The organism is Wenzhouxiangella sp. XN24 (assembly GCF_011064545.1).
Classification (GTDB): Bacteria; Pseudomonadota; Gammaproteobacteria; order Steroidobacterales; family XN24; genus XN24.
Window position 1 is genome coordinate 30878 of the sequence record NZ_JAAMFG010000034.1, and the last position, 23440, is coordinate 54317.

Annotated in this window: 24 protein-coding genes; 11 read left to right on the plus strand and 13 right to left on the minus strand. The window is 65.1% G+C overall.

Annotated elements, in window-relative coordinates; genetic code table 11:
• The 4 genes from G6032_RS07865 to G6032_RS07880 are packed head-to-tail and all read left to right on the plus strand — an operon-like array spanning window position 1 to window position 3686.
• On the plus strand, window positions 1-1050 hold the full coding sequence (locus G6032_RS07865; protein ID WP_165282150.1) for an iron ABC transporter substrate-binding protein: 1050 nt from the start codon (window positions 1-3) through the stop codon (window positions 1048-1050).
• Entirely contained in the window at window positions 1047-2051 is a 1005-nt protein-coding gene (locus G6032_RS07870) for an iron ABC transporter permease (RefSeq protein ID WP_206211888.1), read from the plus strand. The genes G6032_RS07865 and G6032_RS07870 overlap by 4 nt, the downstream gene beginning before the upstream one ends.
• Complete coding sequence (locus G6032_RS07875; RefSeq protein ID WP_165281603.1) at window positions 2048-2863, plus strand: ABC transporter ATP-binding protein; 816 nt, start codon at window positions 2048-2050, stop codon at window positions 2861-2863. The genes G6032_RS07870 and G6032_RS07875 overlap by 4 nt, the downstream gene beginning before the upstream one ends.
• The gene (locus G6032_RS07880; protein WP_240902090.1) at window positions 2805-3686 is read left to right on the plus strand and encodes an ion transporter; all 882 of its coding nucleotides are present in this window, start codon (window positions 2805-2807) and stop codon (window positions 3684-3686) included. The genes G6032_RS07875 and G6032_RS07880 overlap by 59 nt, the downstream gene beginning before the upstream one ends.
• 70 nt (window positions 3687-3756) lie before the next feature.
• Here the strand turns inward: G6032_RS07880 and G6032_RS07885 are convergent, their stop codons facing one another.
• Entirely contained in the window at window positions 3757-3963 is a 207-nt protein-coding gene (locus G6032_RS07885; RefSeq protein ID WP_165281604.1) for a hemin uptake protein HemP, read from the minus strand.
• Window positions 3964-3997: 34 nt separating this feature from the next.
• Entirely contained in the window at window positions 3998-4384 is a 387-nt protein-coding gene (locus G6032_RS07890) for an HMA2 domain-containing protein (protein WP_165281605.1), read from the minus strand.
• A 146-nt stretch (window positions 4385-4530) separates the two neighbouring features.
• Between G6032_RS07890 and G6032_RS07895 the strand changes: the two genes are divergently transcribed.
• Window positions 4531-4950, plus strand: a complete 420-nt coding sequence (locus G6032_RS07895; protein WP_165281606.1) for an HMA2 domain-containing protein — start codon at window positions 4531-4533, stop codon at window positions 4948-4950.
• A 15-nt stretch (window positions 4951-4965) separates the two neighbouring features.
• Here the strand turns inward: G6032_RS07895 and G6032_RS07900 are convergent, their stop codons facing one another.
• The 8 genes from G6032_RS07900 to G6032_RS07935 all read right to left on the minus strand — a co-directional run bounded on the left by G6032_RS07900 (window position 4966) and on the right by G6032_RS07935 (window position 12692).
• Window positions 4966-5301, minus strand: coding sequence for a YtxH domain-containing protein (locus G6032_RS07900; RefSeq protein WP_165281607.1), 336 nt, complete (start codon window positions 5299-5301; stop codon window positions 4966-4968).
• A gap of 10 nt (window positions 5302-5311) precedes the next feature.
• Entirely contained in the window at window positions 5312-7462 is a 2151-nt protein-coding gene (locus G6032_RS07905; RefSeq protein ID WP_165281608.1) for a heavy metal translocating P-type ATPase, read from the minus strand.
• A gap of 11 nt (window positions 7463-7473) precedes the next feature.
• Window positions 7474-7812, minus strand: coding sequence for a hypothetical protein (locus G6032_RS07910; RefSeq protein WP_165281609.1), 339 nt, complete (start codon window positions 7810-7812; stop codon window positions 7474-7476).
• Window positions 7805-8161, minus strand: a complete 357-nt coding sequence (locus tag G6032_RS07915) for a magnetosome protein MamC (RefSeq protein ID WP_165281610.1) — start codon at window positions 8159-8161, stop codon at window positions 7805-7807. The genes G6032_RS07910 and G6032_RS07915 overlap by 8 nt, the downstream gene beginning before the upstream one ends.
• Window positions 8158-8424 carry a hypothetical protein gene (locus tag G6032_RS07920; RefSeq protein ID WP_165281611.1) on the minus strand — a complete coding sequence of 89 codons (267 nt, stop codon included), beginning with the start codon at window positions 8422-8424 and terminating at the stop codon, window positions 8158-8160. The genes G6032_RS07915 and G6032_RS07920 overlap by 4 nt, the downstream gene beginning before the upstream one ends.
• A 379-nt stretch (window positions 8425-8803) precedes the next feature.
• Entirely contained in the window at window positions 8804-9184 is a 381-nt protein-coding gene (locus G6032_RS07925; RefSeq protein ID WP_165281612.1) for an HMA2 domain-containing protein, read from the minus strand.
• Window positions 9185-9543: 359 nt separating this feature from the next.
• A complete protein-coding gene (locus tag G6032_RS07930) occupies window positions 9544-12054 on the minus strand; it encodes a hypothetical protein (protein ID WP_165281613.1) in 2511 nt (836 codons plus the stop codon).
• Between the two features lie 59 nt (window positions 12055-12113).
• On the minus strand, window positions 12114-12692 hold the full coding sequence (locus tag G6032_RS07935) for a sigma-70 family RNA polymerase sigma factor (protein WP_165281614.1): 579 nt from the start codon (window positions 12690-12692) through the stop codon (window positions 12114-12116).
• A gap of 53 nt (window positions 12693-12745) precedes the next feature.
• Between G6032_RS07935 and G6032_RS07940 the strand changes: the two genes are divergently transcribed.
• On the plus strand, window positions 12746-15661 hold the full coding sequence (locus G6032_RS07940) for a serine/threonine-protein kinase (protein ID WP_165281615.1): 2916 nt from the start codon (window positions 12746-12748) through the stop codon (window positions 15659-15661).
• Window positions 15662-15728: 67 nt separating this feature from the next.
• On the opposite strand, the gene G6032_RS07945 is transcribed toward G6032_RS07940, so the two are convergent.
• The 3 genes from G6032_RS07945 to G6032_RS07955 form a co-directional block, all read right to left on the minus strand.
• Window positions 15729-16859 carry a PepSY-associated TM helix domain-containing protein gene (locus tag G6032_RS07945; protein WP_165281616.1) on the minus strand — a complete coding sequence of 377 codons (1131 nt, stop codon included), beginning with the start codon at window positions 16857-16859 and terminating at the stop codon, window positions 15729-15731.
• Window positions 16860-16933: 74 nt separating this feature from the next.
• Window positions 16934-19153, minus strand: coding sequence for a TonB-dependent siderophore receptor (locus G6032_RS07950; RefSeq protein WP_165281617.1), 2220 nt, complete (start codon window positions 19151-19153; stop codon window positions 16934-16936).
• Between the two features lie 150 nt (window positions 19154-19303).
• Entirely contained in the window at window positions 19304-19801 is a 498-nt protein-coding gene (locus tag G6032_RS07955; RefSeq protein WP_165281618.1) for a hypothetical protein, read from the minus strand.
• Between the two features lie 23 nt (window positions 19802-19824).
• Here G6032_RS07955 and G6032_RS07960 point away from each other — a divergent pair, with 23 nt between their 5' ends.
• Genes G6032_RS07960 through G6032_RS07980 form a run of 5 tightly spaced genes read left to right on the plus strand, consistent with a single transcriptional unit; the run spans window position 19825 to window position 23434 of the window.
• A complete protein-coding gene (locus G6032_RS07960) occupies window positions 19825-21714 on the plus strand; it encodes a DUF4382 domain-containing protein (protein ID WP_165281619.1) in 1890 nt (629 codons plus the stop codon).
• Between the two features lie 51 nt (window positions 21715-21765).
• On the plus strand, window positions 21766-22311 hold the full coding sequence (locus G6032_RS07965) for an RNA polymerase sigma factor (RefSeq protein ID WP_165281620.1): 546 nt from the start codon (window positions 21766-21768) through the stop codon (window positions 22309-22311).
• Window positions 22311-22676, plus strand: a complete 366-nt coding sequence (locus tag G6032_RS07970; protein WP_165281621.1) for a hypothetical protein — start codon at window positions 22311-22313, stop codon at window positions 22674-22676. Before G6032_RS07965 ends, G6032_RS07970 begins: the two co-directional genes overlap by 1 nt.
• Window positions 22660-22977 carry a hypothetical protein gene (locus G6032_RS07975; protein WP_165281622.1) on the plus strand — a complete coding sequence of 106 codons (318 nt, stop codon included), beginning with the start codon at window positions 22660-22662 and terminating at the stop codon, window positions 22975-22977. Before G6032_RS07970 ends, G6032_RS07975 begins: the two co-directional genes overlap by 17 nt.
• Window positions 22961-23434 carry a DUF3106 domain-containing protein gene (locus tag G6032_RS07980; protein WP_165281623.1) on the plus strand — a complete coding sequence of 158 codons (474 nt, stop codon included), beginning with the start codon at window positions 22961-22963 and terminating at the stop codon, window positions 23432-23434. Before G6032_RS07975 ends, G6032_RS07980 begins: the two co-directional genes overlap by 17 nt.
• The last annotated feature ends 6 nt before the right edge of the window (window positions 23435-23440 follow it).

Consider the following 23440-nt stretch of genomic DNA (forward strand, 5'->3'; position numbering starts at 1 on the left):
ATGTTCCGGTCCACGACATTGCGGCTGTTGCTGCTGCTCGGCTGCGCGCTCGTCGCGCAGCCGGCTGCGGCGCGCACCGTGACCGACAGCGCGGGCCGCGTGGTGGAGTTGCCGGAGCGGATCGAGACCGTGTTCGCCTCCGGGCCGCCGGCGTCGATACTTGTCTACGTGGTCAAGCCCGAGGTGCTCACGGGCTGGCCGCGCGCGCTCCGCCCGGAGGAGGCCCCCTATATCGCGGAGCCGTACCGCGATCTTCCGGAAACCGGGCGCCTCACGGGGAGGGGCGGGGACGCCAATCTCGAGCGGGTGCTGCAGATCGAGCCCGACCTGATCATCGATTTCGGCTCGGTGCGGGACACCTATATCGACCTGGCCGATCGGGTCCAGCGCCAGACTGGGATACCCTACCTCCTGATCGACGGACGCTTCGAGGCGACGCCGGCCGCATTGCGGCTCGTCGGCGAAGTGCTGGGGGTGCCCGAGCGCGCGGAGACGTTGGCCCGCGACGTGGAGCAGACCTTCGCCAGGGTGGACGAGATCCTCGCGGCGACGCCGGAGAGCGAGCGGCCCACGGTCTACCTGGCGCGCGGGCCGGACGGCCTGGAGACAGGGCTGAAGGGTTCGATCAACACCGAGATCATCGAGCGCGCCGGCGGCCGTAACGTGGCAGACCCCGGGGACGGACGACGCGGCCTGGTGCGTGCTTCGATCGAGCAGGTCATGGTGGCCGATCCCGAGATCATCGTGACCTGGGACAGCCACTTCTACCAGCGCGCCCAGCTCGATCCGCTCTGGGCCGGGATAGAGGCCGTGCGCACTGACCGGGTCTATCTTGCACCCACCGTCCCGTTCGGCTGGATCGACCGTCCGCCCTCGCTGAACCGGTTGATGGGATTGCGGTGGATGGCGGGACTGCTGTATCCCGACGCGTGGGACGAGGCCCTGCGCGAGGATGCCCGCGCCTTCTACCAGCTGTACTACCATGTCGACCTCGCCGACGCGGAGCTGGACAGGCTGCTGGAATGGAGCAAGGGGAGACCACCGGAGTGATCGGCCGGGCACCGGGCGTGCGCGTCTCGCTCGTGCTTGCCCTCGGCCTCATCGTCGCAGCGCTCTCCGTGGGGGCCCTCGCCATCGGACCCTTCGCCCTGTCGCCCGCCGAGACGATGGTGGCATTGTTCGGCGGGGGCGAGGAGCAGGCGCAGGTCGTGGTGCAGAACATTCGCCTGCCGCGCGTGGCGGCCGCGCTGCTGGTCGGCGCGGCGCTGGCGGCGGCCGGCGCCAGCTACCAGACCCTGTTTCGCAATCCCCTGGTCTCGCCGGACATCCTCGGGGTGTCGGCCGGCGCCGGACTCGGCGCCGTAATCGGCATTTTTCTCTCGCTGCCTGTGGCGTTCATCCAACTGTTCGCTTTCGCCGGCGGACTGGCGGCGGTCGTGCTGGTGACCGTAGTCGCCTCGGCGGTGCGCAACACGGACCGGATTCTCGCGCTGGTGCTCACCGGGGTGGTCATCGGCGCGCTGGCGGGGGCCGCCACTTCGTTGCTCAAGGTACTGGCGGATCCCTACGACCAGTTGCCGGCCATCACCTTCTGGCTGCTCGGATCCCTTGCTTCGGTGACGACGACCGACATCCTGCCGGCGCTGCCGGCGGTCTTGATCGGCCTGGTGCCTCTCGTGTTGCTGCGCTGGCGCATCAACGTGCTTTCGCTCGGCGACGACGAGGCACGCGCGCTGGGCGTGGAGGCGGGGCGGGTTCGTTTCATCGTCATCGCGGCAGCCACGCTGATCACCGCCAGCGTCACCGCGCTGGCCGGCGTGGTCGGATGGGTCGGGCTGGTGATTCCGCATATCGCAAGGATGATCGTCGGCCCCAGCTTCGCGCGCCTGTTGCCGGTATCGGCCATTATCGGCGCCGGGTACCTGCTGGTCGTGGACACGCTGGCCCGAACCATCGGGGCCGTGGAGATTCCGCTCGGCATTCTCACCGCGGTGATCGGCGCGCCGTTCTTCATCTGGCTGCTGGCGTCCGGCCGCCGGGGCTGGTCATGAAACTGCAGGCCAGCGGACTGGAGATCGGCTACGGGCCCGTCATCGTCGGGCGCGACATCGACCTGGCGGTGGCGCCTGGCGACATCTGTTGCCTACTCGGGCCGAACGGCTGCGGCAAGACGACCTTGTTCCGCACGATGCTCGGGCTCATTCCGGCGCTCGGCGGGCGAGTGATGCTCGGCGGGCAGGCGCTGGAGAGCCTGTCGCGAATCGAGATCGCGCGGCGTATCAGCTACGTGCCGCAGGCCCATGCCCCACCGTTTCCCTACGAGGCGCTCGAGATCGTGATGATGGGACGCACCGTGCGCCTGGGCCGCTTCGCACAGCCGGGCCCGGCCGATCGCGCGGCCGCCTACGAGGAGATGGAGCGCCTGGGCATCGCCGACCTTGCCGGACGCGACTACACGCGGCTGTCCGGCGGCCAGCGGCAGCTGGTGCTGATCGCGCGGGCACTGGCGCAGCGGACTCCGTTGATCGTCATGGACGAACCGACTGCGAGCCTCGATTTCGGCAACCAGGCGCTGGTGCTGGGCGAGATCGGCAAGCTGGCACACGCCGCCAGCCAGAGCGGGCAGGGCGTTGTGCTTTCCACGCATAATCCCGATCATGCTTTTGCGCTGGGCTCCGAGGTGGTGCTCATGCACGAGGGCGGCATCTATCGGCGGGGCACTCCACAGGAGGTGCTGACCTCCGAATCGCTGAGCACGGTCTACGGCGTGCCGGTGGGCGTCGAGCGCACACCGAGCGGGCGTCATGTCTGCGTCTCGGCCCCGTTGGGTGATGGCGCTCGGCTTGCAGGCCGGGGCGCCTGACAAGGAGTTTTCGGTGATACGTGAGCAGCTCGGCCGCTGGATCGGCCATCCCACGGTGCAGAAGACGATCATCGGCCTGATCCTGATCAATGCCGTGATCCTCGGCCTGGAGACCTGGCCGGCGGCCATGGACACAGCGGGCGGATTGCTGAAGGCGCTCGACCGGATCATCCTGGCGGCGTTCGTCGTGGAGATCGCGGTGCGGATCTACGTCCATCGCATGGCTTTCTGGCGCGACCCCTGGAGCCTGTTCGATTTTGCGGTGGTGGCGATCGCCTTGGTACCCGCGTCGGGCCCGTTCGCTGTGTTGCGTGCCTTGCGCGTGTTGCGGGTGCTGCGCCTGCTGACGATGGTGCCGTCGATGCGCAGGGTGGTCGGCGCCTTGCTCGCGGCGATCCCGGGACTGGGCGCCATCGGGCTGGTGTTGATGATCATCTTTTACGTCTTTGCCGTGATCGGTACCAACCTGTTTGCCGACAGCCACCCGCAATGGTTCGGCAGCCTCGGGCGCACGCTTTACACGCTGTTCCAGGTGATGACGCTGGAGAGCTGGTCGATGGGCATCGCTCGGCCCGTCATGGAGGCGTATCCCTACGCCTGGCTGTTCTTCGTCACGTTCATCCTCGTGGCGACGTTCACCATGCTGAACCTGTTCATCGCGATCATCGTCAACGCGATGCAGAGTTACCAGGACGTGGAACACGAAGAAACCGTGCAGGCGCTGCACGAGACGCAGGAGCACATCGAGGGCGAGTTGCACAGCGAAATGCAGTCGCTGCGAAAAGAGATGGCCGAGCTGAGAGTCTTGCTGGCAAAACGCTGAGCCGCGCCAGGCCCATTTCGGACCGGGAGGACGACACCAGCACGTGATGCCCCGGACAGCGAAGGCGCCCCTACTTGTTGAGAATCAGCTTTCCCTGGCGCGTCTTGCGCAGTATGTAGGTCTGCCCTTCGTGCTCGATATGAAGCAGTTCGGCACCGCGGAAGAGGGCGCGACTGGTGACGTGCGACGCACGAGGTGCAGCACCAGGCGAGTCGTCGTGCCCGACGGTCCGACCGCGCGCACTCCGATCGGTGTTCGTGCCCTCGCTGCAGTCCATGCGTCGCTCCGGAGCGTTGCGATTCCAGCTCGGCTCAGATTCTCGCGCCGAGCAGCGAGGCCAGCGAGAACGTCACGCCCTTGTTGACGAGCACGCCGAGGGCCATCCGGCCGATCTCCGCGGCGAGCGGGGTTCCGGTACGAGCCGGCTTGCGAGCTGCCCGTAGCGGTGTGGCCTGGGCCTGCGCCTGCGTGGCGCGCAGCGACTCCGCGTGCAGGAACGCAAGGATCTTGTCCGCGTTCATGACGTCTACGTCGTAAAAGACCGTGACGCTTCCGGCCTTCGGATTCAGGCGGACGCTGCGGATGCCGTCCTGGGCCTGGAGCTTGCGAAGGGTGGTGGCGCGGGCTGCCGAGTTGCAACGCAGGGACTTCGCGCGAACGCGCAGCCGGCCAGGTACATGGTGCAGATAGTCGGTCATTCAGTCGCCTCCCAGGAGAAAGAGTTCGCGCGCGAAGCTGTCGGCGTGACCAGCTGTTGCAATACTAGTAAGAATCGTTACTATTCGCAACCGTGGTCCCCACCAATCCTTCGGGTGGCTGAAAACTCCCTGGAGCCCAATATCTCATGATCGTCAGCACTGTTGCCGGGCGCATCCGGGTTCGGTCCAACTCATTGAAATCACGTTCTTTCGCCGAGCAGGTACAGCGTGGCGCGGAAGGCCTGGCAGGGGTGGCCGAGGTTCGCACCAACCTCGCGGCCGGGAGCGTGGTCGTGATCTACGATGTCCGTGAGGTCGATGCCGAGGCGTTGGAAAGCGCGCTCGAAGCGCTGTGTCTGCCGGTGCCGGCCGCCCGCAGGCCGGCCACGGCGGGGTTCTCCCGCCAGCTCAACCGGGCGACCAAGATCGGCATGGTGGCTTCCCTGGGCTCAGCGGTGGCCCTGGGTTTCATGGGCAAAAAGAAAGCCCATATCGGCTTCGGGACTGCTTTTCTCGCCCTGGCCGGCATGCACATCTGGCGAAATCAGCGCACCTTGCTGCGCTGACCCCCGAACGGCCGATCAGCCTTTGGACGCGGTCCTGGCGGCTGTTTTTTTCTTCGCGGCGGATTTCTTGCGCACGGCTTTTTTCCTGGCCGCGGGCTTGGGCGCTGCTGCCGGCTTCGCCAGGGGCTCCTGCGGTTTTGCGGCGGACCGTCCTGGCGTCACTTTCTCCCGCAAGCCGCTGACACCCTGCGACACCTTGCCGGACACCTGGCCCGCAGTCTCGCGGACCTTGCCGCCGATCTCGTGGGTAGTCCGCCTGACTTCCCGACGCAGTTTCTCATCGCGATAGAAATAGGCCCCGAGCCCGCCGATCACTGCGCCGGCTACGAAAGGGATAAGGGGAATCGCCATGTCTTGCTCCTTAGGTCTGACTGTTCAGGCTGGGCTGGCCAGCCGTCGTATTGTCGTGCCGGATGGCGCGACTTGCGGGATCGGGATCGCCGAGGCCCCGGAGAGCCCGCACCAGGAGGCCCACCGTCGTGCCGTTGTGCAGGATCGCCGAGACGACGGGAGAGATCATCCCGAACGCGGCGCCGACCATCACTCCGGTGTTGATGCCGATGGCCGCGCGATAATTGGTCGCGACCAGCTTCATCGTGCGTTGCGAGATATCGTAGGCATCGACCAGCAGTCCGAGCCGGTCCTCGAGCAGGACGACATCCGCCGTGGCGCGTGCCAGTTCGGCGCCGCGCGACATGGCGATCCCGACATCGGCTGCAACGAGGGCCGGTCCGTCATTGACCCCGTCGCCCACGAACGCCACGCGGCGCCCCTCGGCGCGCAGCTGCTCCAGCACGCCTGCCTTGTCTTCAGGTACCTGCTCGGCGAAAACCTCGTCGATGCCGAGCTGCCGTGCCATCGCCTGGGCGCGCTGCTCGTGATCGCCTGTCAGCAGCACGAGGTGTTTCACGCCGCGTTTGCGCAGCTCCGCGAGCACGGCCGGGGCATCCTCCCGCAAGGTGTCGCGCAGGGCGATCAGGCCGATGGGTTCATGCCGGGTGCCGATATAAAGCAGCGTCTTGCCTTCATCTTCGAGGGCCTGGATCTGGCTGCGGAACATGTCGAACGACAGGCCCTCGTGCTCTTCGACGTAGTGGCGGCTGCCGATCAACAGGTGGTCCCCGTTCACCGGACAGCTCATGCCGTGCGCGACGAGATACTCGGCCTCGCCGTGATCGATGTGGTTGAGTTTTTCTTCCCGGGCCTTGCGAACGATGGCTTCCGCGATCGGATGGGTGGCGTGCTCTTCGATGGATGCCGTGACGGCCAGCAGGCGGTCCCGCGGCCAGCGCTCCGGGTCGAGGACGACGACATCGGTGACTTCGAGATCGCTGTGGGTCAGGGTGCCCGTCTTGTCGAACACGACGGTGTCGATTTCCGCGAGGCGTTCGACGGCTTCCCCGCCCTTGAGCAGGATGCCCTCGGCGGCGGCGCGATACATTCCCGACTTGAAGGCCAGCGGGGTGCCCAGCTTCAATGCGCAGGAGTAATCCACGAGGAACACCGAGGAAAGGCGGCGCTGGTCGCGGGTTACCAGGTAGATCAGCGCTCCTGTGCCGAGCGTCAGGTACACACGCCGGTCCGCCAGGCGTTCGGCCATCCGCTGGGTTTCCGAAGTCTGTTGCAGGGAGTCGTCGATGAACCGGGCGATTCTTGCGGTGGTGGTCTCGTCGCCGACGTGACGCGCCTCGATGCGAAGGCGGCCGTCTTCGACGATCGTGCCGGCGATCACGCGATCCATGATCTCCTTGCGCACAGGGACGGACTCCCCGGTGATATTGGACTGGTTCACCAGCGCGGCGCCATCGAGGACCAGTCCGTCGATTGCGATCTTCTCGCCCGGACCCACCTCGATGCGGTCGCCGGTCACGACCTCGTTGTCCGGCAACTGCTTGAGTGTGCCGTCGCGCTCCACCCACGCGAGCACCGGCTCGGGCCGCAGCAGCCGTCGCAGCATCTGGTCGGACTTGCGCTCGGTCGTTTTCTCCAGGAACTCGCCGAGATGCATGAGAAAGTCGGTCACGTTCGCCGTGAGGTACTCGCCGCGCCAGGCGGACAGCCCGATGGCGGTCGCATCCAGCACCTCGATCTTCATGCCGCGATGGATCAGTGTATCGACACCCTTGAACAACGTCCCGCTGATGTTCAGGAACGTCAACAGGCGACGCATGGGCGGTGAAAAGAAGGGCAGGGCGAGGATCAGCAGGCCGGTCGCAAGCATGGGCGCCAGTTCCGCGGGCTCTGCCGGCAAGGATTCTCCGTTTGGAATCTGTTCACGCCGCAGGCCGCCGAGGAGCGCCAGCATGGCGTCTCGTGTCGCCGGCTCGCCGTCGTATTCCAGCACGATCGAGCGTGCATGGCGGTTCACCCGCACGCTCGAAACGCCGCGAACCGACTCCAGCCAGGTCTCGAGCCAGGAGAAATCGATCAGCGGATCGACCAGCATCGGCAAGCGGACGCGCAGCCGCCCCGGCGTCTCGTGCACCAGCCGAAGTCCGTTGTCGGCGCGCATTCCAGGCGTGCTCAGTCGGCGTCCCCGGCGCTGGCGGCGTGCAGTTCTGCTTCCGCGTCGCGGAAACGCTCCTTCATTTCCTCTACGCCGCCCTGCAGCACCGACCACGCCTTGACCGCGCCTTTGACGGCGGCTTCCTGCACCTCGGGATGGCTGAGCAGATAGGCGGCCAGGGCGCCGACGAGGGCGCCCTTGAAGAACCGCGGGTTCGCCAGCGGGCCGGGAGCACTCATGGGAGGCGGGGGTGGCGCTGCGTAAAAGGTGCCCGGAGGATAGTAGCCGGACGCACGGGATTGTGGCGGCACATAGCCGGGTGGAACACCCTGGTAATAAGCCCGCGGATCATACATCGCCGCGCTCCTTGCGTTGCTCGGTGAGCACGTACATGACGGCGGTCCCGGTCGCGAACGTCGCGGCCATGGACGCGGCCGGGTAGCGCGCGAACATGCGTCCGACCGCCGTGGCGGCCGCCGTCGCGACGCCGGCCTTGAGACCGACCCTGGCGGAATCGACCAGTGCCTGCCGCCAGGTGGATTCGGCGTTGCGGACGCGGTGCAAATTGAGGGCGGCGGCTCCGGTGGCGCCGATCAAAGCACCGGTCCTGGCCGCGTTGAGCAACATGTTCATGTCGTGCCGCTGCTGCCACGCCTGTTGCTGGTCGTATTGGACGGGCGCCATAGGATAGTAATAATGGGTCATCGGCCTTGCTCCTCTTCTGCTGCCGCGTCGGTTCCCTGTTCGTCTGCATCTTCGGTGGACTCTTCGCCGAAGCCGGCCATACCGGCCTTCATTGCGTTTGCGGTCTTGGCCGCGCTGCCCAGCAGGGCGTTGCGCAGATCGTCATTCGTCATCAACAACACGATGGCTGCGCCGACCAGTGCTCCTTTCCAGAACTCGCCGTCGTTGAAATTCAAGAAACCCTTCAGGGCACCGAGACCGCTCTGGTCGGCGATCTCGTTCATGGCAGCCGAAAGCCCGGCGGCCGCGGCCGGGTCCGGGCCGAAGGGTTGCTGGGGCCCATAGCCAGGAGGATAAGCGCCCCAGCCCGGCGGCATTGGACCGTAGGCCCCGGGCGGCGGACCGTAGCCGAAACCGGGTCCTTGCGGTCCGCCCCACTGGTTATGCATGTCCGGCCCCGGGCCGAACGGGCCCGCCCCTGGGCCGTGCTGCATCGCTGGACCGTGAGGACCGGGGCCGGCGCCGTAATGCCCCATGGCGGGACCGTATCCGCCCGCCCACTGACTGGGGTCGCCCTGGAAACCCGGCGCATCGGTGCCCGAGCCTGGCCCCGGACCCTTGGCGCCATGTTGCTTGTCATGCATCTCGTTCAACCCTCTCTTTTCATGAGTTACCGTCTGATACGGCAACCGGAATTCCTGCGGCTTGCGCCGCGGATACGGCCGAGGCCAGTTCGTTTTCCAGCAGTCGGTTCATCAGGCCGACGGCTGCGGACTCGTGTCCGAGAATCAAGGTTTCCCACCATTCCGGCTTGATGGTGTCGGGCCGATACTCGACGACCACCGAGCCTGCACTGGGATTGACGCGTACGTCCTTGATGCCGTCCAGCGCGCGCAGAATCCGGTCGAGCGCCTTGCTGTCCACGGCGCCGAGATCCTTGACGATGGCGGGTCCTGCACGCAGCCGGATGCGACCGGGGATGTGGTGTGCAATCCGGAGGTGGCGACGCACCGCGAGGAAAGGTCCGAGATCGACCTGCGTCATGGGCACCGGGCCCCAGGGCCGGGATTCGGTCGATGGAATCGTGAAAAACGAGCACTCATGGTCCAGCACCTGGACGCTGCCGCGTCCTCGAAGTTGTTCCTGGCTGGCTTGGCTGCCGGCCCGCGGAGGACTGCGGGGGCGCCTGGCTGGCTGGGCTTTATTTCCAGGGCGCCAGTCTAAGCAGGGTGCGGAACAGGGGCAATACTGAAATTACCTAGGCCGGGGAGCCCTCCCGCGCTGGGAGCCGCCCGAGGCATTCCGGCGGCGAGTTTCTGGCGATGCGCGCACGCTTGAGACCCCGGTCGCCAATAGGGGACGTGTCAAGCTGGCGCACTGACGCCTCGACTAAGATGGGTACATCAGTCATTGCCCGCCTCATCCAGCAGGATGTCCGCGAGAAGATCGCTCACACCGTCCTGCACGTCGGATGGTTTCAGGACATTGATCGCAGTTTCCCGGTCCTCGCCGTCAATCGTGACAAACGCGGTGTACTGGTCGTTCGAGGCGATGTAGCCGAGGCCGTCGACGGTGGAAATATCGGCGGTGCCGTCATCTACTTCGGCTTTTACGGATTCAATAACTTCCGTTGTCGGCAGGCGGTCGAGTATTTCCTGGGTGCTGATGACGATATCGCTGGTCTCCTGGATGCGGTAGACGTTCTGCGACGCGGTGTTGATTGCCGCCGCATTCGAATCGCTCAAGACGGTCTCTGTCCAGGTCCGGTTGTAAACGGTGTAGCGCCTGTTGAACGGTGAGCCGAAGGTATGCGCGTGGGATGCGGAAATGGTCACCCTCCGGTTCGCATAGGCGGCATCGAGTGCAGCCTTCAGGGCCTCGCGCAGCGCTTCGTCGTCTGCTTCCTGCGCACGGAGCTTGAGTTCCGCCATGGCCGCTCGCGGCGCCACGATAGCCGCCGCAGACCTGTTGAAAGCGGACGCACCCGCGCTGTTGGCAATTGCATTCTCATCCGAAACATCGTCCAGGCAAACGCGGCCGACGAGCACCGAGACACAATTGTTTCTCATGTACGAGAGTGTCCTGCTCCTCGCATCGCTCCGCGCCGCAGGCGGAATGCCGTCCAGCGTCGCGATCGCGGCATCCATCATCGCCGGTAAGGACTCGCGTAGCCCCCGCAACGATACCTCGAACTCGTAGTCTTGCGTCGCCTGCTCGAGGTCCTCGGTCAGCTGCTCGACCTCCGCCAAGCGGCGATCCAGCGCCGCGGACACCGTGTTGTTGATGTTGGCGGAAAAGCTTTCCGGGAACTCGACCCGGCCGACCGTTTGATTGTCTGCAAACTCGAGTGAAACGGACAGGGACTGGCCGCCTTCGTCCACGCTGCCCGTCAGGCCGACCACGTCGTTCTCTACGCTCAGCAGGCCGGCGATCGACGCTTCCGGAAGCTCGCTGCCCCAGGTGCCGTCGAGGAAAATGCCGTATTCGCCGTCGCCGTTCAGGTAGCCGCTGCCGGTGGCCGTGGCCGAGGGGCCAATGTTGTAGGGATCGGGGAACAGGGCCTGGTCCGGTTCGATACTCAAGGCCATGGCGAGCTGCTGGCGGTCAAAGCCGACGTCCAGCGTCGCGCTGACTTGTGCGAGATCGAACGAGAACAGTCCGAAGCCCACCACCGACAGCGCGAAGTTGAGGTCGCCGTTCAGCCCGCCGCGATACTCGAAGTCGGACTCAAACACATCGTCGAAATTGATGTCGGCATATGTACTGTTTTTGAATACGCCGGTGCCGCTCACCTCGAACACGTCCACGAACTTTGTGCCAAGGCCGATCGAGCCGTTTTCCAGTTGATGTCCGGTAAAGCTGTCGAGCTCGACGAAGTCCAGCGCGGGCACGAACGGAATCAGGCCGTTGTCGGATGAACCCATCCCGCGCGAACCAACCAGTGCCGTGCTGCTGAAGTCGTACAGGAACGTGTCGGTCGGATCGGTGATCATGAGGATCTGGCCGGTGGCCGGCGTTCCGAGCGTGACCGTCTCCTGCTGTGTCGGGTCGTTGCGATCGGTGATCGTGATGTCGAAGGCCGTGCCGACATAGAAGACGAAATACTTCGTGTCGTCCATGAGCTGGATGCCGAAATCCGTATCCTCGTTGATTTCGCGCCCGGTCAGCGTCTCGACGACGGCGCGGACATTGCCGTTGACGGCAACGTTTTCAGAGAGTTGCAGCGGCAGGTCGGTGTCACCATGCAGCAGGTCCAGCTCGCCGTCTTCGCCGAAGATCAGCGTCAGGGCCGCGTTCCGGAACTCCTGCTCGAACTCGTTGGTCGCAACGACGAGATCACCCACCGACTCGTAGCCATCCGTTATCGGGATGACATCGCCCATCGGCGCAAAGCTCGCCCGGCTGAGCCGTTCCGGCATGACGGCGATCGAGAACGGGCTCAGTGACGCCGACAGGCTGCCGTCGCTGACGGAGATCAGGACGTCCTCGACGGCGCCGATATTCCCGGCGGTGGGGCTGCCGGACAGCTCGCCGGTGTTGGTGTCGAACATCGCCCACAGCGGCGCGTTCTCGATGCTGAACGTCAGCGCGTCACCGTCCGGGTCGGACGCTGTCGGGGTAAAGCTGTAGCTGTCGCCGACACTGATACTGGCGGCCGGCGATCCCGAGATCGATGGCGCCCCGTTGGTCGGTGGCGGTGTTCCGCCGGTGCCGCCAGTGCCGCCGGTGCCGCCGGTGCCGCCAGTGCCGCCAGTGCCGCCAGTGCCAGTGCCAGTGCCAGTGCCGCTGCCAGTGCCGCTGCCAGTGCCAGTGCCGGCATTGCCGTCACTGCCCCCACCGCCCCCACCGCCGCAAGCGGCGAGGAATGCTGTGAACGCCAGGGCCAGGAGAATTCGTTTCGTTGCCGATTGCATGGTCCCGCTCCGATTGTGCTGTCCTTACCGGGGAATGCAGGAAAACCACGCAGATCGGGTCACGGGGGTGGTCCGACGTTGCGCTCCAGGTAAGCGGCGATCCAGGCCTTGCCGAAGCGCAGGGCCCGTTTCGCGGTCGCCTCGGAGATCTCCAGCACCCGGCCGGCCTCCTTGTAGGTCAAACCGCCGAAATAATGCAGTTCGACGATATCGGCCATGCGCTTGTCCTCCCGGGCGAGTTCGCACAGTGCGCGGTCGAGGTCGATGACGTCTTCGGCCTTCTCCCTGTCGCGCACGGTCGCCTCGTCGAAAGTCACGCGAACGGCATCGCCGCCGCGTTTCTCCGCCGCTTTTGCGTTGGCGTGGTTAAGGAGGATGCGGCGCATCATGCGGGCCGCGAGCGCATAGAAGTGGGCGCGGCTGTCCCAGTCGACCGACGCATTGACGAGTTGCAGGTACGCTTCGTGCACAACCGCGGTCGCCTGCAGCGTGTGGCCGCCTCGCTCCTGCCGGAACGCATTGCCCGCAAGCTTTCGAAGTTCGTCGTAGACCAGCGGCGCCAGTGCCGCAAACGCCGCTTCGTCGCCATCGCTCCAGCGCTTCAGCAGTTGCGTTATTTGTCGGTCATCTGCGCTCATCCATGTATTATGCCCCCGTCAAGGCGGCGAAAAGCCACTATCGGCGAGAGCTCATGGCGGAAAACCGGTTCGCGAAGCTCGAGGCACTGTTCGACCAGGCCATGTCCCTGGACCCCGCGGCGCGCGAGGCATTTATCGCGTCGCAGACGGCACAGGACGCCGAGCTCGGCAAGGCCCTTGCGGATCTCGTACGCCATGGCGCAGACGAGACCGGTTATTCGGATGCGGTCGGCTCGATCGCCGAGTCCGCGCTCGGCGTGTCCGGGAATGGCCTCGAGCCCGGCAGCCGGGTGGGTAATGTCGAGATCGTTCGCCGTATCGGCACGGGCGGCATGGGCGACGTCTATCTCGGCACGCAGTCCGAGCCGCTGAAGCGCCGGGTGGCGGTCAAGCTGGTTCGCTTCGGGGTCGCGCGGGAGTCGCTGCTCGCACGGTTCGAGGCCGAGCGACAGGTGCTGGCGCGCATGAACCACGCGAATATCGCGCAGGTCTACGACGCAGGCGCACTGGAGAATGGCCAGCCCTACTTCGTGATGGAGCATGTCCAGGGCTTGCCGGTCGACGAGTTCTGCGCGACGCGCCAGCCGGGCCTCGCCGAACGCCTCGACCTGTTCGCGAAAATCTGCGACGGCGTCCAGCACGCGCACCAGCGCGGCGTCATCCACCGCGACCTCAAGCCGTCGAACGTGCTCGTCGATGACGACGGCAATCCGAAAATCATCGATTTCGGCATCGCCAAGCTCATCGAGGACACCGGCCAGGACACAAGGCTCACGCAGGTCGACGAGACGATCGGCACACCCCAGTACATGAGCCCGGAACAGGCGGTATTTCACAACGAGGAGATAGACACGCGCAGCGATGTCTATGCGTTGGGCGTTCTGCTGTTCGAACTCCTGACGGGCAAGTCACCGTTCGACACCGAGGGCAGGACGCCGCTCGAGATCCGCGAACTGATCGCCCGGACCGACGCGCCGAAACCCAGTTCGATCATGACCGCGGACATGCCATTCGCCGCGCGCGAGATTGCCGGCGACCTCGACTGGATCGTCGGCAAGTCGCTGGCGCGAGAGAAGGACCGGCGCTACGGTTCACCGGCGGAGCTTGCAGCGGACATCGAGCGTCACCGCAATGCGGAACCGGTGCTCGCGGGTCCCGACGAGGTCTCGTACCGGCTGCGCAAGTTCGTCCGCAGGCACAAAACAGGGGTCGCGGTCTCCGCCGTTGCGCTGGTCACCATATTCGCGGGTCTTGCCGGCACATCCATCGGGCTGTTGCGCGCGCTGGAAGCCGAACGTGCAGCGGCCGAGTCCGCCGAGATCGCGAACCAGACAGTTACCTTTGTCGAGGATCTTTTCAGTGCCGCAGATTCGACCAAGGTCAGGGGCGCACAGATTACGGCCAAGGAGGTCGTCGACCAGGGCGTGATCCAGCTCCGCAGTAACGAGGAACTGCCGTGGGCGCTGCGCGCGAGCATGCTGCAAACGATGGCGCGCGTGTACTCCGGTCTTGGGCTCTACACAGACGCCTTGCCGCTGCTCGAGGAGTCCACGACCCTCTACACGAGCAACATAGAGCGCCTGGCCGATCGGTCGGCACCGTACTTCGCAGCGCAACTGGAGTACATCGAGATTCTTAAGATCCTCGGTGAATCCGAGCGGGCGGAGACGTTGCTCGATGAACTGATCGAAAGCCAGGTCGAGGCATTCGGCCCGGAAGACCGGCGCCTGGTCGATTCGTATATCCTCAAGCTGAATTTTTTCACGGGCGAGGCCGACGCCGCGGCGGCGCGAGCGCATTTCGAGAAGACCATGGCGTTGCTGGACGCGACAGGTGCTTCGGACCTCGACCGGTCACGCCTGCTCACCATCATGGCATTTATCTACGTCGAGGGCGCGAGCTTCGACGAGGGAATCGAGGCCGGACGAAAAGCCCTCGAGCTCAGGACCGACGCGCTCGGTCCCGACCACTGGAGCACGCTGATCGCCCGCGCGAACCTCGCCTGGTACCTGACGCGCAGTCGTCGCTACAAGGAAGCGGAACAACAGTACGACGGGATTGTTGGAGTCAAGAAGAAGATCTACGGCGAAGATCACTTCTCGCTTGGCATCACGCTCTTCAATCTCGGTTCGCTGCAGAGAGACCTCGGCGACTACCAGGACGCGCTGGCCAATTACCTGCGCGCTCGCGACATCTGGGCCGACCAGCTGGGCCCGGGCCACAGCTACGTCACGGCTACGATCAGCAACATCGCGCAGCTCTATTACGACCTCAACCGCAACGAGGAGAGCGAGGCCATGTATCTCGACCTGATCGAGCTGGAGCGGCGGACACTCGACGAAGACGATCCGCGGCGGGCCTATGCACTCAACAATCTCGGCATGGTCTACCATGCCATCGGGGAGCTCGACAAAGCCGAGACGTTCCTGAGCGAGGCGCGGGATCTGCGGATCCGAACGCTGGGCGAGGGACACGACCTCTTGCTCGACGGCTACATCAACCTCGGCCGGCTTTACCGGGACAAAGGGAAGCTCGAACAGGCGCACGACAATTTCCGCAAAGCGATCGACATCGGCACGGAGCGTTTCGACGCAGATTCCCCGATCGTCGGCCTCGGGCGGCTGGAGATGGGCATCCTGCTGATCGAACAGGACGAGCCGAAGAAAGCCGTCGCCTATCTCGAAGATGCGATGCCGGCCTTTGCGGCCGCCTATCCGGACGACTTCTGGGGAAACGGGCAGCTCAAGAGCACTTACGGCGAGGCCTTGATGCTGAGCGGCGACCTCCCTCGCGCCGAGGAACAAATGACTGATGGGCTGGCAACGTTGCTTGCAAGTGAAGACCGCGGGGGCCGACACACGCGGGAAGCGATCGAACGGCTGATCCGCCTGTATGAACGGACCGGTGACGATAAGCGCAAGGCCGAGATGGAAGCGCTGTTCGAGGAAATCAGAACGGAAGGCCGGTGAATCACGTGCGTGAATCGCACGTTGACCAAAAAACAGGCTCGGCTGGCAACCAAGCCGGCCCAGTCCTTCAAAGGAAGTGGGCCACGTAGAGCGTGCCGAACACGGCGCCGACGCCGAGCACCCCGACCGTCGCCCAGTGCCAGCGTCCCATGCCCGCGCGGGTACGCCGCCAGGTCAGCCATGTGCCCGTCCCGGCGAGTGCCGTCAGGATAAGTCCGGCAATGAACCAAATGGTCTTGGTAAGCATCCCCCCGACGTCGCCAAAGTGCCAGGGGTCTGCAAGTTCCGTAACGTATTGCAGTACCGTGATGTTTTTCGGGGACTGCACCTGCAGCACGGACGCATCATAGGGGTTCAGGAATACTCGGCTGGCACGGTCACGTACAAGCCAGTCATCCGAGCGTCCCATGACCGTGACAGGAGCGCCCGCGCGCGACGGGAACAGGATCGAAGTCGGTCGGAGTTCGGGGTACGCGTTGACCGCGGCGGCGATATAGCGAGAGGGGGACGGGTAGGTCTGGAACTCTTCGGGGATCGGGATCTCTGCCGTGTACCGGGGCGCCTCGGTGCGAATGCCGGACTTGTTGAGTCCCCACTCGGCCAGGTACCAGAAACTCGTCACTACCATCAGGAGCGTGAACCAGAAGGTCCACAGGCCCATTGATCGGTGGAAATCGCCCACCACGACACGTGCGCTCTTGTTCGTCCTGAGTGTCACCAGGCCTTTCAGCCATTTCCTGATCGTCACCAAGCCCGTGACGAGTTGCACGGCAAGCACGCCAGCGGCGATGGTGACGATCGGCAGGCCGATGCCGCCCGTGAGGATGAACAGGTAGCGATGCATTTCGCGTAGCAGGCGCTGCGCGGACAACCAGTGGCCTTCACCGGTCAGTTCGCCGGTGGCTGGATCGAAGAATATGAGGTGCGGGCGCTCATCCGGCTTGGCCGTCCGCACCTGGGCGGCCATTGCGCGGAACTCGCCAAGCCGGATTTCGGCGATCCGGTGTCCGGGCTGGCGTTCGCCTGCGGCCTCGTAGATGGCGTCCCACTGTGGCGGGGCGGTCGACGGGGCCACGCGCCGGTTGCCGTCGATCAGCCAGTCGATCTCGTCACCGAAAACTGCGAGTGTGCCGGTCAGCAGTACGACGAAGGTCAGCAGGGTGAGCTGGAATCCGGCCCACGAGTGAATTGCGAACATCTGTTGCCGGAGCGTTCGGCGGCGCGTGGGTTCGCCCGCAGGGCGAGCCCCGCGCCTCCGGGTTGCGGTGTTCGTCACCAGCGTGTCGTCAGGGACAGGTACCACGTTCTCGGCGTGCCGATGTTGATGCGTTGGCCATTGTCAAAGCCGCTAGCCGGATACCAGGTCTCGTCCGTGAGGTTTTTCACTGAAAACTGAATGCGCGTCGGCAAGCTCGAATCGCGCCCACGGAAAGTGAAGGGAAGGTTGTACCAGGCTGAAAGGTCCAGCAGCGTGTAGTCCCCAAGACGCCAGGTATTGGCATTGTCGCCATATCGGTCACTCGAGTGAAAAGCGCCGCCACCGACGCCCAGTCCCCTCAGGCGCCCGTCCTGGAACTCGTAGCTGAGCCACGTGTTGAAGGTGTGTTTGGCTACATTGCGCGGCCGATTGCCGTTCGGCAGCGAGGCGTCCGTGTACGCGTAGCCGGTGACAAGATTCATGCCGGGAGCAATTTGTCCTGTTCCGCTGATTTCGAAGCCTCGACTTTCCTGGCCTTTCGTGAGGACCGCATCCGCGCCCGATCCCTGGACCACGTTCTCCTTGTCAATTTCGTAGGCCGCCATGCTCATGTTGAAGCGCTCCTCGAACAGGCTGGCCTTGAGTCCGACCTCGTATTGCTGCGACTCCTCCGGCGGGAACGGGTCGCTGGTCGAGACGTTGCCGTCGAGGTCGACCACGGTCTGGACGTTGGGGATGAGGGCTTCAGAGTAGCTGCCGAACAGGACGATGTGGGGGGCGACGGCATAGCTGAAGGCCACCTGGGGCGATAGCTCATCGACGCGGTCGAGCGGTCCGCTGCCGTCCGCGTCCACGAAATCCATGCGCAGGCCAAGCAGTGCCGAGAGCTTTTCGTTTATGCGGATATGGTCCTGTACCGCGAAACCGTACTCGTCATCTTCCGCCGCCGTGTCGAAGCCCCTGGAGAATCCTGGAGAAAGCGTGCCGTAGACGGGCGCGTTGATGTCGAAAAGTGGCAGGGTGATGCCATCCGTGTTCGGGTTCAGGCCGAAGAAACGTGATTCCTCGCTCTCGCGGTAATCGGCTGAAAACGCGAGCAGGTGCTCGATCGATCCGGTCCAGACGCTTCCGGTGAGCTGCGCATTCGCGTAAGTGGCATCGATCTGGCGGTCCTGGCTGCCGTCAACGCGACGCGCGAGCAGGATGCGGTCGGTCGGATCCTCGAAGAATGGTTTCGGTTCGGCCGGCTCGGTGAAAAACCCATCGACGATCGGCGCGGATGCATCGAAGATGAGGATGGCCCGAGGGCGTACCTGGATGTCGTCGGAGTCTGATGTTTCGTGCGCACCGGACAATCGCAGCTTCCATCTTTTCGACAACTCATGGGTGAGGTCCACGCTGAAGAACTCGAATTGCGTATCAAAGATCTCGAATGCCTCGCCGAACCGGCGCGACCGGGGCGTATCGACGATTGTGCGACTGCCGTCGGGGGTGGGCACCGCGATGGTGCCGCGGTCCAGCGGGCGGCTCTCGTCCCGATATTCATACGAGAGATCGAGTCGCGTCGCATCGCTGACGTCGAAACGTCCGGTCAGGGCCACGACGTCACGCTGGATTTCCGTGAAATCCCGGAAAGACTCCGAGTCGTGCATCGACGCGTTGAGGCGGACAGCGAATCGGTCGGTGACCGGCTGGGATATGTCCAGGAGGGCGAAATAATCGTCAAAGCGCCCCCCGCGCAGCTCGACGTAATTGCGCGGCTCGTCCAACGGTTTCTTGGTGACGATATTCACCAGCCCGCCGGGCTCTACCTGCCCGAAGCCGATGGCGGCCGGCCCTTTGACGACCTCGACGCGCTCGACGTTCGTCGTGTTGGTCTTGAAGTTGCTGCGTCGGCGAAGTCCGTCCCGGTAGACGGTGTTCCGTCGAAAGCCCCGGATGAAGTAGTCGTCGTTGGTGCCACCGAAACCGTCACCAAGGGTAATGCCGGGCACGTTGCGAAGGGCCTCGCCCAGGTCGGTTACCTTCTGGTCGAGCAGCAATTGCTCGGGAATGATCTCGACGACGCGGGGGAGGTCGAGAAAGTCGAGGGGAAAGCCGGTGAGTGCGTCCGTCGTGCGGGTGTCGTAACGCGATGGCGGCGTGCCGTAAATTACGATCTGCTCCATCATGGCCGCAATTTCAGTTTCGCCGTCGGCCAAGGACGGGGTTCCTTCAGCGTCGCCGTGAACCGTTGGCGCGGCCAGCAGGGCGGTAAAACAGCAGGTGCTGCCGAGTTTTTTCGTCCAGTTCATTGCGGGCCTCCGATGCGCCCTTCCATTAACCGGTACGAAAAGTAATGCGAAGGATTCGCAGTCGCAATAAGGAATAATCCGTACTGGCTCACTCAGGTGCTCGGATCGAGTGATTCCGCCTTTCGCAGCGCCCGGCTTCACGAACCCGTGTCAACCAATCTGCTCGTCAGGCGTTGTCCTCCATGAACTCATTGAAAAATCGAGGACGGCATGAACAAGCCAATTCTGGTATTCGCCCTGGTCGGCCTGGCGTGGGCCGGGAACGCCGCGGCAGACCCGGGTGACCGGGCCGAGGCACGGCTCGACCGCAAGGGCGATCGCGTTGAAGCACGCATGGATCATCGTGGAGATCGTGTGGACCATCGGCTCGACCGTCGTGGAGATGCCGCGGAAAGACGTCACGACCGGGCGTCCGATCGCGCCGATGCAGCAGGCCGCGAGCGTCTCGCGGAAGGTCTGGAGCGGAAAGGCGACCGCATCGAGCAGCGACTGGATCACCGCGGCGATCACATCGATCGGCGGCTCGACTGGCGAGGTGAGCGTACCGATCGGCGCCTCGACAATCGCGGCCAGCGCATCGAGCGGCGCTGGGATCGGCGCGACTGATATCCCGTTGCGGCGTGCGCCGATAGTGCTCGCCCCGGTCAAAAACGCCTACCAAGGAGATTGAAATGTACCCGTATCGATTATTCAAACGTGCGCGTGCCACGCTGGATCGTGCCGGCGGCGCATTCGGACGCACTGGCGCCGTGCTGGTGATGGCCATGCTGCTCGGCGCATGTGGCGGCACCGATAACGGCGGCAGCGACGGCATCGCGACAACGCCACCTGCAACCGCCGAGAACGGCGAACTCATAGTCACACTGACGGACGCCCCGGGCGACTTCGTCGCGTACCTCGTCGACGTCACCTCGGTGCGGCTCACGCGGGCCAACGGCGACGTGGTCGAAACCCTCCCTCTGACCACGCGGGTGGACTTCGCGGAGCTCACCGACGTGTCGGAGTTCCTGACCGTGGCGACCGTGCCCGCGGGGTTCTACGAGACGGTGACCCTGACGGTGGACTTCAGCAACGCCGAGATCATGGTGACCAATGCCGCCGGGGAGATCGTCGCGGCTGAGCCGGTGGATGCGCAGGGCGAGCCGCTGAGCACACTCGATCTCAGTTTGTCACTGACAAACGGCAGCGCCATCAGGATCACCCCGGCCACGGTGCATGCAGTCAGCCTGGATTTCGACCTGGATGCTTCCAATGTCGTGGATGACACGGTCGAGCCGCCGACGGTGACCGTGGAACCGGTGCTGCTGGCCTTGCCGGAACTCGAGGAGGATCGGGACCACCGTGCCCGCGGCCTGCTGAGCGAGGTGGACCAGGCGGCGTCGACCGTGACGTTGCGGGTTCGGCCGTTCCGTCATTCGCGCGGCGCGTTCGGAGAACTCCTCATTTCGGTTGGTGACGACACCGGCTACGAGATCGATGGCGAGGTTTACCAGGGCGCCGAGGGACTGGTCGCGATGGGCGAGCTCGACGAGGGTGCACCGGTCATGGCCCAGGGCCGGATTCGCAGTGGGCGCTTCCAGGCGGATCGCCTGCTCGCCGGTGACAGCGTGCTCTGGTCCGATGCAGAAGTGGTGCAGGGCGTGGTCAAGTCACGGGACGCCACCTCGCTGACGGTGAGCGGAGTCAGGGCGGCGTTCGCCGACGGTCGGGTCCGCTTCGAGCGCGAGATCACGGTGTTGCTCGGCGACGAGACGATCGTCAGCGCGCCGGGCCAGGGGGCGACGCTCGATCAACTCGATATCTCCGTCGGCCAGCGGATCGCTGCGAGCGGTGAGTTCGCGGATGACGCGACGCTGGACGTCAGCGGCGGTCGCGTGCGCTTGCTGATGAACCGGCTGTGGGGCGACGTGGTCACGGTCGATCCGCTCGTGGTGGATGTCTCTCTCCTGAACGGCCGGCGGCCCGCGGCTTTCGATTTCAGCGGTACCGGGATGACGAGCGAGGAGGATGCGAATCCTGACGCATACCGGATCGACACGGCGACTCTTGGCTTGCTCCAGCTCGACGCGGGCGACATCGTGCAGGTGCGGGGCCTGGTCAATCGCTTCGGCTTCGCGCCGCCGGACTTCCAGGCGCGCACGGTTGTCGACGTCGCGACCAAGACGCGGGGCGCAACCGCCATGGTGGGCTGGCCGGAGGGATCGAACATGCCATTCATCGCCAGTGCCCCGGACCGGCTTGACCTGGACCTGGCTGACACCCGCTCGGTGATCAAGCTGCATGGCCGCGTGCGCGGACTGCCGATCGAGCCCGAAGCCCTGGCGTTGGTCGCGCCGGCCGATGGACGCGGCAGCTACGTGGTTGTCCAGCGAGGCGCGGGTATCGTGATGGTTTACCGGGAGTTCTCGGCTGCAGCCGAGGCTATGACAGGGCTGCTGGACGCCGGTGCCGAGTTGCACAGGCTCACGGCACACGGCCGGTATACTGACAACCTCGACGAGTTGCTTACGGTGCGGGCAAGCTTTGTTTTCGAGGTGGTCGATACAGGCGCAGGTAACTGATGGCGACCCGCCCCGGGCGCTTGTGGAGCCCGGGGCGGGTCCGTTGACGCCATGAACCAGAGCGCCGAGATGAACGCCTTCCTCGCGGAGGTCGAGAAGCGGGCTTTCAACATGGCCCGCTTTGGCGTCAGGGACACGGAGGACGCGTTGGACATCGTGCAGGACACCATGTTGACCCTCGTCCGGCGCTACGGCCGGCGGCCGCGGGCCGAGTGGCGCCCCCTGTTCTTTCGTATCCTGCAAAGCCGGATCACCGATCATCACCGCCGCTCCGCGGTGCGCCGCAAGTTGTTCGGCTGGATCCCGGGCGGGTCCCGAGACGCCGGGACACACGAGGACGACCCGGTGGCCGAGGTGATGGATCCCGGCGTGGCGGACCCGGCACTGCTTGTCGCGCTGGACGGTTCGGCCGCCGCGATGGAGCAGGCGGTGACGACGTTACCGCTTCGCCAGCAGCAGGCCTTCCTGCTGAGAACCGTGGAGGGCCTGTCCGTGGAGGAAACGGCGCAAGCCATGAACTGTTCGTCGGGCAGTGTAAAGACCCATCTCTCGAGAGCGCATACCACGCTTCGCACGAAACTGGAGGACCACTGGTGATGAGCGGACAGAACGAAGACCGTCAGGACCAGGACAAGCTCGCTGCGGCCGCCCGCCGGCACACCGAGGAGGTCTCTCCGGAGGTGGCGGAGCGACTCCGGGCGATGCGCCGCGTTGCGGTGTCGGAACTGGGGGAGGGCCCGGCTAACGCGGCGCCGGGATGGCTGTGGCCGGCCGGCGTTGCGGCGGCGGGAGTCGCGTTGACCCTGGCCCTGCTGCTCGGTGAGCCGGACGGCTCTGCGCCCGACCCATTGCTGCTCGCCGACGCCGACGAACTCGCGGTCGTGGCGGATCTCGACGTGCTCGAGGAACTCGAGTTCCTGGCCTGGCTCGAGGAGGAGGGGCCGGATGACGGCGAAGGCTGAGATTCTGGTTGCCTGGCTCGCCGTGACCCTGCTGGTCACGGCGGCCCGGGCGGCGGAGCTCCCGCGGGCGGGCTCGTCGTCCGAAGAGTTTTCACCGGCAGCGCGGCCGCCGGCGGAGTCGCTGCCTGATGCGGGTTTCCTGGAGTTTCTCGGCCTGCTGATCGAGGACGGGGACGGTTACCTGGATCCGCTCGACATGGCCGTGGACGAAACGACGGAAGCAGATCACGAGGCTGAGGCCGAGGGGCGACCGGGTTCGGATCCGGGCGCCGTGGAGGATGAGGATGAACCACGGAATTGAGCTGATGCTGAAGCGGAGCTTGCTGGTCGTGTTGCTGCTGTTAGCCACGCCAGCGGTCGCGCTCGAGTGGGACGGCTTGAGCGAAGCACAACAGAGACTGCTGTCCGACTACGAGGCCGAATGGCAGGCCTTGCCGGAAGCCCGGCAGCTTCGCCTGGCGCTGGGTGCCGAGCGCTGGTTGGCGATGCCGCCGGAACAGCGCCAGCAGTTCCGGGAGCGTTACCAGCGCTGGCAGTCGCTCAGTCCTGCGGAACGGGACATTTTGCTGGACCGCTTGCGCCTGTATCGCGAGCTGAGTCCCGATCAGCGGCTCCGGATGCGCGACAATCTGCGCCGCTTCAGGGACCTGCCGCCGGAACGGCGCATGGAGTTGCGGGAGCGTTTCCAGCGGCTGTCGCCGGCCGAGCGGGCTCGCGCGCTGGAGCGGCTGAAAGAGCGTCAGCGGCGCACCCGCTGAGCCGGA